At 43.2% G+C, this 13224-nt stretch carries 9 protein-coding genes; 3 read left to right on the top strand and 6 right to left on the bottom strand.

Annotation, left to right across the window (positions count from 1 at the left end):
* Window positions 1-170: 170 nt before the first annotated feature.
* On the bottom strand, window positions 171-428 hold the full coding sequence (locus HY064_07575) for a hypothetical protein (GenBank protein ID MBI3510507.1): 258 nt from the start codon (window positions 426-428) through the stop codon (window positions 171-173).
* A gap of 130 nt (window positions 429-558) precedes the next feature.
* Window positions 559-1779, bottom strand: a complete 1221-nt coding sequence (locus HY064_07580) for an amino acid dehydrogenase (protein ID MBI3510508.1) — start codon at window positions 1777-1779, stop codon at window positions 559-561.
* 323 nt (window positions 1780-2102) lie between these two features.
* On the opposite strand from HY064_07580, the gene HY064_07585 reads away from it, so the two are divergent.
* Complete coding sequence (locus HY064_07585) at window positions 2103-2357, top strand: hypothetical protein (GenBank protein MBI3510509.1); 255 nt, start codon at window positions 2103-2105, stop codon at window positions 2355-2357.
* A gap of 132 nt (window positions 2358-2489) precedes the next feature.
* On the opposite strand, the gene HY064_07590 is transcribed toward HY064_07585, so the two are convergent.
* Complete coding sequence (locus HY064_07590) at window positions 2490-3539, bottom strand: anhydro-N-acetylmuramic acid kinase (protein ID MBI3510510.1); 1050 nt, start codon at window positions 3537-3539, stop codon at window positions 2490-2492.
* A gap of 195 nt (window positions 3540-3734) precedes the next feature.
* On the opposite strand from HY064_07590, the gene HY064_07595 reads away from it, so the two are divergent.
* Complete coding sequence (locus HY064_07595) at window positions 3735-4874, top strand: acyl-CoA dehydrogenase (protein ID MBI3510511.1); 1140 nt, start codon at window positions 3735-3737, stop codon at window positions 4872-4874.
* Window positions 4875-5064: 190 nt separating this feature from the next.
* Here HY064_07595 and HY064_07600 read toward each other — a convergent pair whose 3' ends face one another.
* The 3 genes from HY064_07600 to HY064_07610 all read right to left on the bottom strand — a co-directional run bounded on the left by HY064_07600 (window position 5065) and on the right by HY064_07610 (window position 9068).
* Entirely contained in the window at window positions 5065-6411 is a 1347-nt protein-coding gene (locus HY064_07600) for a UDP-N-acetylmuramoyl-tripeptide--D-alanyl-D-alanine ligase (GenBank protein ID MBI3510512.1), read from the bottom strand.
* Between the two features lie 66 nt (window positions 6412-6477).
* Entirely contained in the window at window positions 6478-8019 is a 1542-nt protein-coding gene (locus HY064_07605; GenBank protein MBI3510513.1) for an SUMF1/EgtB/PvdO family nonheme iron enzyme, read from the bottom strand.
* A gap of 95 nt (window positions 8020-8114) precedes the next feature.
* Window positions 8115-9068 carry a type IX secretion system membrane protein PorP/SprF gene (locus tag HY064_07610; protein MBI3510514.1) on the bottom strand — a complete coding sequence of 318 codons (954 nt, stop codon included), beginning with the start codon at window positions 9066-9068 and terminating at the stop codon, window positions 8115-8117.
* Between the two features lie 347 nt (window positions 9069-9415).
* Between HY064_07610 and porU the strand changes: the two genes are divergently transcribed.
* Window positions 9416-13213, top strand: a complete 3798-nt coding sequence (gene porU / locus HY064_07615) for a type IX secretion system sortase PorU (GenBank protein ID MBI3510515.1) — start codon at window positions 9416-9418, stop codon at window positions 13211-13213.
* The last annotated feature ends 11 nt before the right edge of the window (window positions 13214-13224 follow it).

Genomic DNA, 13224 nt, shown 5'->3' on the forward strand with positions numbered 1-13224 from the left:
GTAGGCCCGTGCATACCGGAGAAAAAATGATTTGGAAATTTATCCCTGCTTCTGTCCTTCATCATCCGGTTGCACAAAAAAATATTTCATTCCGCTTATGGAATTTACATTCCTGCAGAATCTGCAATATCTCCCTGAAAAATCGGGAAGAAAAAAAATGATGAGAAATTTTATTCCTGTTTAATGAAAGTTCCGTCGGGTTTGAATTCCGCTTCCATTCTTTTTCCGTCCACTTTGAATCCGGCTTCATAGATCATGTGTCCGTCTTCGCTTTCTACTTCCCATTCTGTTCCCTGTGCGGAAGGATATTTCGTTTGGAAAGCAGAGGAAACAGCAGAAGGAACATCGTCATTTACGATCTCGAATTCAGAGCAGCATCCTGCGAAAAACGGGAGGATAGCTGCGGCAATAAAAATTTTCTTTTTCATGGGTAATGGTTTGAAAAGTTGAATGCTAACTTAATGAGAATTCCTGCAACAGCAAAAAGACGCAGCAACAAGTGAATTGATAATTTTTCAAATCCGGAAATGGGATGGAGAAAAAAGGACGTGCTGTTTTTCAGATCAGTTCTTTCAGCGCGATCACAAAAGCCGTCTTCGCAATATTTTTCGAAGAGGAAGAATCGGCATGTACTTTTTTCAATGCAGTGTGAATGGTTTGGGAAACATCTCCGAAGATAGCCGCGTCATTCATTTCCACACGTTCGCCCATGAGGTACGCGAACACGCGCGCCATTCCGCAGTTGGAAATAAAATCGGGGATCACGCTCACTTTCGAATCGGCATATTCTCCAACGGGCCCGAAAAATATTTCTTTATCGGCAAACGGAACATTCGCGCCGCACGCAATCACTTCAAGTCCGTTCCCGCACAGCGCATCGATCTGTTCTTTCGTGATGAGACGGGAAGCTGCAGCAGGAATGAATATTTCCGCCCCGGCATTCCACGCTTTTTTCTGAAGCTCATCAGGAGAAAGCATATTTTCTGTTTGGAGCTTATTTCCCTGCTTGGTGAGAAATAATTTTTTTACGGCGTGAAGATCGAGTCCTTTTTCATTTACAATTCCGCCTTCACGATCAATGATAGCGGTGATCAATGCGCCATCCTGCGCGAGATAATATCCTGCAGCCGATGCCACATTTCCCCATCCCTGAATGATCACTCTTTTTCCTTTCACACTTCCGCCCCACACTTTGTAGTAATGACGAACCGATTCTGCAACACCGTAACCGGTGATCATGTCAGAGATCGTATTGCCCGGACCGGGAGTAAAATGTTCATCCAGAATTTTTTTTGTAACACCGTCCTGCAGATTTTTTATTCTTCGCACCGCACTTTCATCATCGGCGCCGAAATGTCCGCGCACAACACCTTGCTGCGGATGGCGCAATCCATAACGGCCGGTAATATCAATCACATCATGAATTTCATCTACGTTCAGATCTCCGCCCGTTCCATAATAATTTTTCAGCAGTGGCATTACGGCTTTGAACCAGCGCTCAAGTACACCGCGTTTTCTCGGATCATTCGGATCAAAATTTATTCCTGATTTTGCTCCGCCGATAGCAGGGCCAGCCACAGTGAATTTCACTTCCATTGTTTTTGCAAGCGATTCCACTTCTCTCCGATCGAGGCCTTTTCTCATTCTTGTTCCACCACCTGCAGCTCCACCGCGCAACGAATTGATGACCACCCAGCCCTCTGCTTCCGTTTCAGAATCTTTCCATTCGTAAACGATCTCCGGCCTTTTATTCTCATACTGCTCAAGAAGGTCTTTCATGGAAAATTTATTGAGGTGCAAAAATACAAAATGAGATCGAGGATTTCCATTTCATTTCGACAAGGACTAGAGGCTGTCTAAAATTCATTTTTTGGAATTGTTATGCGCCATTTTTGTTCATCCTTCGTTGCATTTCTTGGCCGTAGTCGCTCCACTATGGCCTGCAAAATGCGCCTCGGCTGAACAAAAATGGCATCATAACAATTCCAAAAAATGAATTTTAGACAGCCTCTAAACTTCAGAAAAAAAACTTTTCAAAAAAATGAAGAAATGTGTAAAACGAAAAAAATCCTTTTAACTTTAACCATCAAATCATCAAAGCGATGAAGAAGCAATCAAAACCAACCCGGGCAGAAATTCTCAAGCAGGCGCAGCGTCCTGCAGCGAAAATTTCAAAAGCAAAACATGCTGCCGAGGAAGATGATGAAGAAGATCTTCCGGTTGATGAATATGAAAAGCCCGATGAGGATGATGAAGCGTCCGATATTGATGATGATTCAAAAATGAAACTGGAAGATGTGAGTCTCGACGACCTTGATCTTGATGATGAAGAGGAATATTACCCCGAAGATTTTTAAGGTCACGAATTACGAATATTTACTGCTATGCGGATCGCAGATCTGTTTTAATCAATAGATGTAGAATCGCTTTGTCTCACATCCTCGATCGGTATATCTGCATTTATCCCTCTATCTGGAATAATCAGTACCCTATGAAAAAAGTTCCCCGCCACAACTGTCTCTCTGCGCACCGGTAACACTTGAGAGAATATTTATTTCATTTTTCATTCTCAATAATCCAAGCAGGGCGAATATCAGCGCCTCTTTAAAATCGATTGTTAGCTGATCCGGAATGATGATTTCTGTTTTACATTTTTCTTTTATTTGTTCAACCAGGAAATCATTGTGCGTGCCTCCGCCCGTAAGCAGTAATTTTCCCTTCCTGCAATGATAAGAAAGCTGTTGCGCAATATGTTCAGTGAATGTGCAAAGAAGATCTTCCGTTTTATATTTCGTATCCAGCAAAGGAAAAATATTCTGTTCCACCCATTCTCTGCCCAATGATTTCGGCGGTGGCTGTTGGTAAAATGAAAGCGAATTCAATTTCTCAATTAATCCGGGAATGGCTTTTCCCGAAGAAGAAAGTTTTCCGTTCTCATCAAAATTCTTTCCGGTTCTTTTCGCAAGAAAATTCAAAACATAATTTACCGGGCAAATATCAAACGCAATTCGTTTATTATTTTTCTCAAATGAAATATTCGCAAAGCCGCCGAGATTCAGACAAAGATCGTATTCGCCGAAAAGTAATTTATCACCAATAGGAACGAGCGGCGCGCCTTGTCCGCCCAATGCAACATCGCCCGAACGGAAATCGCTCACGACTGGAATTTTACAGAGCGCATGAATTTTTTTTCCATCACCAAGCTGGAAAGTGTAACCTGCATCCGGCCGGTGATAAATAGTGTGGCCGTGCGAAGAAATCAGAACCGGTTTTTTTATTTTATTTTTTTCCAAGAATGAATTTACCGTTTCTCCAATGAAAATTCCGTATTCTTCATGCAATTCCATCAGCGCAGCGCCACTCGACCGTTCAGCACGTTTTAAATTTTCAAGCCACTTTTCAGAATAAGAAATAGTTTCGGCAGCAAGGATTTTGTAATTCCATTTTCCGGCATTTTCAGAAAATTCAGTAAGGCAAATGTCCATTCCATCGAGCGAAGTGCCCGACATGATTCCGACGACAAAGGTTTTATTTTCCAAATGGGAATGAATGGTGAATTTTCACGAATATACGAATCGTATAGACCGGCGTTTCAACTGTCGCTTCGGGTAATCTGTGGCTTCATACTTCGCATATTCGGATAGATTCGCAATTCGTCCCTCCCCCAATGAAATTCACTCCCAAAATCTTATCTTTGTTTCATGTCACACACTCTTACAGAAATAACCGCCGGATTGAATTTTGAACTTTCCGAAGAACATTTGATGATTCAAAAAGCGGCGCGCGATTTTGCACACAATGAATTGAAGAAAGGTGTCATCGAACGCGACGAACATCAGAAATTTCCAAAAGAACAGGTGAAGATGATGGGTGAACTCGGTTTTCTCGGAATGATGGTCGATCCGAAATATGGCGGTGGCGGAATGGATACAATCTCGTACGTGCTTGCCATGGAAGAAATTTCTAAAATAGATGCGTCCTGCTCCGTGATCATGTCGGTAAATAATTCACTCGTGTGCTGGGGAATCCAGGAATTCGGAACCGAAGAACAGAAACAGAAATATTTAATTCCGCTTGCAAAAGGAGAAATCATCGGCGCATTCTGTTTGTCAGAACCGGAAGCAGGATCGGATGCAACTTCACAGAAAACAACAGCGAAAGATTGCGGCGATTATTATTTGCTTAACGGAACAAAGAACTGGATCACCAATGGAGGAAGCGCTTCCGTTTATCTCGTGATCGCGCAAACCGATATTGACAAAGGACACAAAGGCATCAACGCATTCATCGTGGAAAAAGGAATGCCGGGATTTGTTGTCGGCCCAAAAGAAAATAAAATGGGAATCCGGGCGAGCGACACGCATTCACTTATGTTCACCGATGTGAAAGTTCCGAAAGCAAATCGAATTGGCGAAGACGGATTCGGTTTCAAATTCGCAATGAAAACTTTGACTGGCGGAAGAATTGGTATCGCATCACAAGCGCTCGGTATCGCATCAGGCGCGTACGAACTCGCGCTCGCGTATTCGAAAGAAAGAAAAGCTTTTGGAAAAACTATCAATCAACACCAGGCCATCGCATTCAAACTCGCAGACATGGCTACTGAAATTGATGCAGCGCGATTGTTGTGTTTGAAAGCAGCTTGGCATAAAGACATGCACATGGATTATACCATCTCATCTGCGATGGCGAAGTTGTATGCATCACGCGTTGCGATGTGGGTGACTACAGAAGCGGTGCAAGTGCATGGCGGATACGGTTACGTAAAAGAATATCACGTAGAGCGTTTGATGCGCGATGCAAAAATTACACAGATCTACGAAGGAACAACGGAGGTGCAGAAGATCGTTATCTCGAGAGGGATCCTGGGATAATTACAGAATTACAAATTACAGATGAAGGTTGACTCAGGTCAGCCTTTTTCTTTGCGCAAACTTTGTGTCTTCGCGTGAAATGATGTGGAGCAAGATCTCCGGTGCAGCAAAATACCACCTGTCCCGCTATCCGCTTTACTTCGTGCCGCTTCTATCGGGGCTGTGAAAGTTGGTTCGGTGCAGCAAAAAATTAGCGTGAATCCGCGACAACTTCCATCTTCATTCCTCTCGAACCCTTGATCAGTATCAAACTATTCTGAGGATTCTCTTTCTTCAACCACTCGCCGGCGGCAACAGAATCATTCACACGTATTCCTCTGAAATCATCTTTCGTCGCCGCAAAGTGTTTTCCAACAAATACAACTTTTACGTCCTGAGCTTGTCGAAGGATCAACTTTTCTCCAATAAGATCCACTATGCGCTGATGTTCTTTCGCACTTTCTTCGCCGAGTTCAAACATATCTCCAAGCAACAGAATTTTATGCTCCGCTTTCATCTTTGCAAGATTAGTGATCGCCGCTTCCATGCTCGACGGATTCGCATTGTAATAATCAAGGATGAATGTATTCGTCCCCCGTTTTTCCATTTGCGATCGATTTATATCCGGAATATAATCCGCGATCGCATCATCAATTTCATTCGCAGGAATTCCAAAATAATTTCCCACAGCACAAGCCGCCAGCAAATTCGGAAGATTGTATTCGCCGGTGAGATGAGTGGCCACTTCGTGCGAAGAAATTTCTTTTGTCTTCCAAATGAATTTCACGAACGGATCGCTGCTAATAATTTTTCCATTTACTGAAGCATTTTCAGAAACTCCATACGTGACTACTTTCAATCCTTGCGCGCGTTTCACAATTTGTTCATCATCTGAAAAAACAAAAGCAACACCCTGCCCGACTTTGTCATTCAGGCGGGCATTTCTCTTTCTGAGATCATCAAACAATTCTGTTTTCCCTTTCAGTACGCCTTCCGCTCCGCCGAATCCTTCGAGATGGGCAAGCCCGATGTTGGTGATCAATCCGAAATCAGGTTCGGCGATCGAACTCAGTAACTCAATTTCTCCCAAATGATTCGCGCCCATTTCAATCACAGCAAACTGGTGTTCTTTTTTCAATTGCAATAAAGTGAGTGGAACTCCGATGTGATTATTCAGATTTCCATTGGTGAAGTGTGTGCGAAATTTTTTCGCGAGAACGCGCGCTATCAATTCTTTCGTGGTGGTCTTTCCATTGCTGCCGGTGAGTGCAAGTACTTTCAGCTTATTTTTTCCCAACTCCCGGCGGTGATGATTCGCCAATTGCTGGAGCGAACGGAGAACATCATCAACCAGGATCGTCTTTTCATTTTTGAGAAAAGTTTTGTTATCGATCACGGCGAACGCAGCACCTTTTTTCAGCGCATCATCTGCAAATTTATTTCCGTCAAAATTCCCACCCTTCAAAGCAAAGAAGATACAACCCGGAATAATACTCCTCGTGTCTGTCGAAACGAAAGGATGCTGAAGAAATATTCTATAAATATTTTCTGTTATCACAACGTCTTTAAAAGAAGAACGCTCCAAGTTAAATACAAGGAGCGTTCTGAAATGAAAGCCGATAATTTATTTTCCGCCTAATCCTACAGGAGAACCAACGCGGTCCATTGCACAGCGGAATCCGATCCACGCTGTTGCCTGGTTTTGGTCAAGGAATCTACGCGTTCCAGGAACCATCCAGTAAGCGCGATCATGCCACGATCCTCCTTTGTACACATGTGCTTTATCATTGACAAGCGAATAAACTCCGTACTCATACATGAGTTTGTTTGCGCTTACGCTGGAAGGATCTGTATAATAAACCGAAGAGTTTCCATCACCATCATTGAAGTTGATGTTATCAGCGTATTTATAATTACGGCGAGTTTCAAGTTTGTCTTCTTTGTATTTCAGATCCACGTTACGATAACGGATAGCGCCAGGGATGCTTACGATGTTGCTGTCTTTATCATAACGAACAGAATCTTCAACGATAACTGTTTTCGTTGCGAAAGTATTAATCGTATCCTGCAACTGGGTCTTGAAAACATTACCACGGAATGAGCGGAAATCATCAGCATCAGTTTGTGTAAGCGGACGATAAACATCCAGCACCCATTCTGAAACGTTACCTGCCATGTTATAAAGGCCATAATCATTCGGCCAATAAGAATAGACAGGAGCAGTAATATCAGCAGCGTCATTCAACATTCCGGCAGTTCCCATATTGTCACCGTTAGAACGTTTGTAGTTTGCCAGCATCTGGCCAATGTAACGTTCATCAGGATTACGAACGGAATGTCCGTTCCATGGATAAAGTCTGCGATCCGTGATACGCTCTCCAAGTGTATTTCCGATAAGACCATATGCAGCATATTCCCATTCTGCTTCTGTTGGCAGACGATACTTCGGTAGAAGAATTCCGTCTTCCATACGAACCATGCGATCCTCAGGACCGGTAGGATTAAGAGAAGGAATATTCTGAACAACGTTTCCTACAAATGGATTGTCAGCTTTTGTTCCGGCGAGATAGTGATCTGTGTTGAATGTAGCTTCATTCACAGCAGCTGGATCCCAATCGAGAATTCCTTCGCGAACAAGAATGAACTCATTAACACGATCTGTACGCCAGCTACAGAAATTACAAGCCTGGAGCCAGTTCACACCAACCACAGGATAATCGCGATAGGAAGGATGGCGAAGATAATAGAGCACATAGGGCTCATTATACGCCAGCTTTTCGCGCCAGACCAATGTGTCGGGCAAAGCAGAAACATAAATCTCCGGATAATCGGCTGCAAAAACGCGATCGGTCCAATAGAGGTATTCAAGATAATCCAGGTTACGTACTTCGGTTTCATCAATATAAAAAGATGAAACGGTAACCCTTCGTGGCTGGTTGTTCCAGTCGTAGTTCACATCCTGTTCAACTCTGCCCATAGTGAAGGTACCGCCTTCGATGAACACAAGACCGGGACCGGTTTCCTGTTCTTCATAAGGTACAACTTCAAAACCGCCATTGTCCGGATCATTGTAATTCCAACCCGTTACGTTGGAACGCTCTTTCTGGCAAGAAGCCAGAAAGCTTAATCCTGCTACGAGCATCAACGGCATCACTGCTTTCTTCATGGTTGTGGTGTTGGTGTAATAGTTTCCCTTTTAGTTTAATTAACTATATAACGTTGATTTTCCCTTTTGTTACATGTGGTTCCGAAAATAAATTTTCAGAACGATGGACAACTAACGGTACGGAACTTCTTCTTCTTAGGCTTACACTGGAATTGCATCTGGAATGACAATTCGTGTGAACCTGCCGTAGCGTTGGTAAGTTTCGACACAGTTACATCGTAGCTATAGCCGAATTTGAAAAGGTCTTGCTGAAATCCGATAAGGAGAATGAAAGAGTCCTGGTTACGATACCAGAGACCTCCAACAATAGGTCCTTTCGTAAAATAGACACCGAGATTCAATTGCTGGAAATCCTGTTGTTTCTGATAAAGAATATTCGGAGAAACACTGGATTCGCCATAACGCCCACCGAGTGGAATTACAGCACCGGCGTGGCCCGTATATTTCATTGGAAGTTTTGAAGGTCCGAGGAATCCTTCATCCGGTTCTGTAATGTGATGAACTGCGAATCCAAAGAAGTAGCGGCGACTGTAGCCGAGCATTCCAGCAGAAAAATCTACATTGGTTTTACTGGTCAGGTTCGGAACCTCATTCGTATTATAAATAAATCCGCGGCGAGGATCTATCATGTCTCCGAAATTAAGTTTGCTCCAGTCAACAGATTTTTGGGCATAGGTTGCCTGAACACCTAACTTCAATGAGAACTCACGTGTAATATTCAATTGGTAAGAATAAATTCCGGAAATGTTAGTGGTATTGATCGTTGCTTCCCCTGCACGGTCATTTGTTACAAGTAATCCGAGTCCGCCTGAGATGCCATCTACGTGTTGATCGTAAGACGCACTATACGTAACAAATGTTCCGGTAATTCCCGGCCACTGATTACGATAATTGAGACAGATGCGCGGACAGCGTGCTGTTCCGGCAAAAGCTGGATTCAAATAAAGAGGATTGGCATAGAACTGGGTGAATTCCGGGTCTTGTGCCATCAAATCGCCAATGCCTGCTGTCATGAGCAGTGAAAAGGCAATAACCACTCGCTTCAGCATAGAGACTGTGCTTGGTTAAGGTTCATTTTTACGGAGAAGATACGAAACGGTTTCAAAAAAAAATCTGAAACCGTAGCGCAATAATCCTTGTTTGCCTCCGTTATTTCATCGGTTTTAGGCAGATGGGATAACGGACTTGAACAAAAATAGTCCTTTTCTCCCGAATTATCCAAATATCTCCCTGAAAATCACTCTGCGGCAAACCTTTTTTTACATTTGAAACCCTTCAAAATCTCGTTTCTAACGTGAGAAACCATTCTGTACTTCGCTCTTTCCTTTTAATCATCGGCCTTTTTTCGGTGAATTTTTTCTGCTTTAGCCAAGCTAGCAGGTCGCAATTTAACCTGATGCACAGGACATTACACTGGACAGAACCGGTCACCACTCAATTCACTGCCGAGGAAACAAGAAGTTTTCTATGGTTCGATGGAGCTACCTATGATGCTTCGCGGAATTTTTTGCCGGTTTATTCCGAAAATATTTCACTGAGTTCCGGTTCTGCATCTGCGAATGGCGTAATTAAGAATCCGGTTTACCAGCCGCTCGATGATAATTCTATTATAGCGCTGGGGAATGCTGCTGAATATTTACAAAGCGAACCGGAAATAAAAGTGAATGTTATCACCAGCAGAAAGCAAGATCTTGCAGCTGTTTCAATCGTACCGCTCCGGAAAAATTCATTGACCGGTCGAATAGAAAAACTCGTCAGTTTTGATCTCGAAGTTTATCCAACCGGAAATGCAGCGCGCAGATCTATTCCTGTTTTTGCTTCGGGTTCCGTACTTGCATCCGGATCCTGGTTCAAGATAGGTGTAGTCAATAACGGAATTCACAAACTTGATTATAGTTTTTTCAGCTCGATGGGAATTGATATGTCAACGATCGATCCAAGAAACATCCGCATTTATGGAAACGGTCATGGCCAGCTTCCCTACAGCAATTCCGGTGTGCACCAGGACGATCTCAATGAATATGCGATCATGGTGCAGGGCGAAAGCGACGGAGTATTCGACTCAACAGATTATGTTTTGTTCTATGGTGTTTCTCCGAATACCTGGACCTATGATTCCACAGCCGGGCATAATCATTATCATCATTACGTTCACAATTACAGCGACACAACTTATTATTTTATCAATACGGATCTCGGCCCGGGAAAAAGAGTGGCTCTTCAATCGTCAAGTTTACTTGCGCCAACGAATAATGTAACCTCATTCGATGATTATGCTTTTCATGAATTGGATAATGTAAACATGATCAAATCGGGAAGAGAATGGTACGGTGAAGAATTTGATATTCTTACTTCGTACAATTTTGGTTTTAATTTTCCTAACATCGATGTTACTTCTAATGCCTGTGTTGAAGTTGATCTGATCTCGCGCGATGATAATGGCTCCAGCCAATATTCAGTGACTGCACAAAGCGGAAGTTCAGTCATCACTGTTTCGCCGACTACTCCAGGATGTTATTATTGCCCATATGCAAATGACGGAAGCACTGAAATGTGTTTTACACCGAATAATTCTGCGATCAATGTGAATATTTCAAAACTTACTTCCGGCGCTCTCGGATATTTAAACTGGGTGCGTGTGAATGCACGCCGGCATTTAACCATGAATACCGGGATGATGAGTTTCCGCGATTCAAAAAGCGCAGGTACTGGAAATGTTGCACAATATTTTCTCGATGGTTATACTTCTTCCTTGACAGTTTGGGATGTGACAGATCTGGCTAATGTTGCTCAACAGATCACCACGATCAATTCCACATTTCTCCAATGGACACTCCCCGCTGATTCTGTTCGGGAATTTGTGGCGTTCGATGGTTCGGAATTTTACACACCGGTTTATTTCGGAAAAGTTGCAAATCAGAATCTGCACGGAATGCAACCGGTCGATCTCATCATTGTGAGTAACGCAGCATTCCTTACCCAAGCGGGCGAGCTCGCGCAATTGCACGCGCAGTATGATGATCTGAGTTATGTGATCGTTACACCGCAGCAGATCTATAATGAATTCTCTTCCGGCTCACAGGACGTGACGGCTATCCGCGATTTTGTTCGCATGCTTTATTACCGCGCACAAACTAAAGAAGAAATGCCGAGATATTTATTGTTATTCGGTGATGGTTCATACGATAACAAACACAGAATGGCGTCCAATACGAATTACCTTCCTACGTTCCAGAATTTGAATTCTGTAGGGCCAACTGAATCTTATGTTTCGGATGAGTATTATGGTTTGCTTGATGATGCCGGTGGCTGGGATGGAAGCAGTGATATTGGCTACGTCGATATAGGAATCGGAAGATTTCCTGTTCAGACATCTCAGCAAGCAGAGGACATGGTACAGAAGATCAAACATTATATGACAAGGCAAATTCCATCTACAAATATTTCTGCATGTACCAATGATCAGTGTTCAAAAGGAGGAGAGTGGAGAACATGGCTCACTTTCATTGGTGATGATGAAGATTCTGATATTCACATGAGCCAGTCTGATCAGCTTGCTACGCTGGTTGACACTACGTATGATATTTACAACATTGACAAAATTTATCTCGACGCATACCAGCAGCAGCAAACTCCCGGAGGGGAACGCTATCCTGATGTGAGTGCCGCCATCAATCATCGGATGGATAAAGGTTGTCTCATTATGAATTACACCGGGCATGGTGGAGAAGTTGGCCTTGCACACGAAAGGATCCTTGATGTTCCTATGATCAACGCATGGACTAATATCTGCAACATGCCATTGTGGGTAACTGCTACCTGCGAATTCAGCCGCTTCGATGATCCGGGAAGAACTTCAGCAGGTGAATTTGTTTTCCTGAATCCGAATGGAGGAGGAATAGGTCTGTTCACTACGGTGCGTCTTGTTTATTCTACACCGAATTTCAATCTCAATAAAAAATTCTACGAATGCGCATTCGTTCCCATTGATGGAGAAATGCCGCGTGTTGGTGACTTGTATCGTATTACCAAAGTGACGAGTGGCAATAACACCAACAACAGGAATTTTACATTGCTGGGTGATCCTGCTCTTCGATTGAATTACCCGATCAATAATGTGGTGACAACAGAAGTGAATAATGTGGCGGTAACTTCTTCTTCATCCGACACCATTCGCGCATTGAGCATGGTCACCGTGAAAGGACACATTACTGATTCGATCGGAAATCTCATGACAGATTTCAACGGCATTATTTATCCTACAGTTTTCGATAAAGCAAAAGCCATCACCACGCTTGGCAATGATCCGCCGAATGCACCTTTCACTTTCATGCTGCAGAAAAATATTCTGTATCACGGAAAAGTGAGTGTTACCAATGGAAATTTCCAGTTCTCATTCGTCGTTCCGAAGGATATTGCTTACCAGTACGGAGTCGGACGCATCAGTTATTATGCAGAAGATGGCGTGACAGATGCAGCCGGCGCCTATGAGCAGATCATCGTGGGTGGTTCCAATACAAATGCTCCTGCAGATCTTACCGGACCTTCCGTGAAATTATTTCTGAATGACAGCAATTTTGTTTCTGGCGGACTCACCAACGACAGTCCACATCTCTTTGCAATTGTCCGTGATTCGAACGGTGTGAATACGGTGGGTAATGGAATCGGCCATGATGTTGTTGCCATTCTTGATGCACAGTCGGAGAATGCAATTGTGCTGAATGATTATTACCAGGCAGACATGAATAGTTACCAGAGCGGAAGAATCATTTATCCATTTACGGATCTTTCGGAAGGGACGCACACACTCTCGCTGAAAGTATGGGACGTTTATAATAATTCTACAACTGTCACCACGGAATTTGTCGTTACAAAATCAACAGGGCTTCAACTCAGCCACGTGCTGAATTATCCGAATCCGTTCACGACAAATACTTCTTTTTATCTCGAATACAATCAGTGCTGCACACAATACAATGTGATGATCCAGGTTTTTACGGTTTCCGGAAAATTAGTGAAGACAATAAATCAGGAAGTGAATTCCGACGGGTATCGCAGCGATCCTATCGAGTGGGATGGAAGAGATGATTATGGCGACAAGATCGGCCGCGGCGTTTACATTTACCGGGTATTTGCACAAACAAGCGATGGATTATCAGCAGAAAAATATGAGAAACTCGTTATCCTGAATTAACTTTTTCAAAA

Source organism: Bacteroidota bacterium (assembly GCA_016194975.1).
GTDB lineage: Bacteria > Bacteroidota > Bacteroidia > Palsa-965 > Palsa-965.

Excerpts from the sequence above, each read along its gene's own strand:
- HY064_07575 (MBI3510507.1), bottom strand. The coding sequence starts at position 428 with ATGAAAAAGAAAATTTTTATTGCCGCAGCTATCCTCCCGTTTTTCGCA.
- HY064_07610 (MBI3510514.1), bottom strand. The coding sequence starts at position 9,068 with ATGCTGAAGCGAGTGGTTATTGCCTTTTCACTGCTCATGACAGCAGGC.
- HY064_07580 (MBI3510508.1), bottom strand. The coding sequence starts at position 1,779 with ATGAAAGACCTTCTTGAGCAGTATGAGAATAAAAGGCCGGAGATCGTT.
- HY064_07605 (MBI3510513.1), bottom strand. The coding sequence starts at position 8,019 with ATGAAGAAAGCAGTGATGCCGTTGATGCTCGTAGCAGGATTAAGCTTT.
- HY064_07585 (MBI3510509.1), top strand. The coding sequence starts at position 2,103 with ATGAAGAAGCAATCAAAACCAACCCGGGCAGAAATTCTCAAGCAGGCG.
- porU (MBI3510515.1), top strand. The coding sequence starts at position 9,416 with ATGCACAGGACATTACACTGGACAGAACCGGTCACCACTCAATTCACT.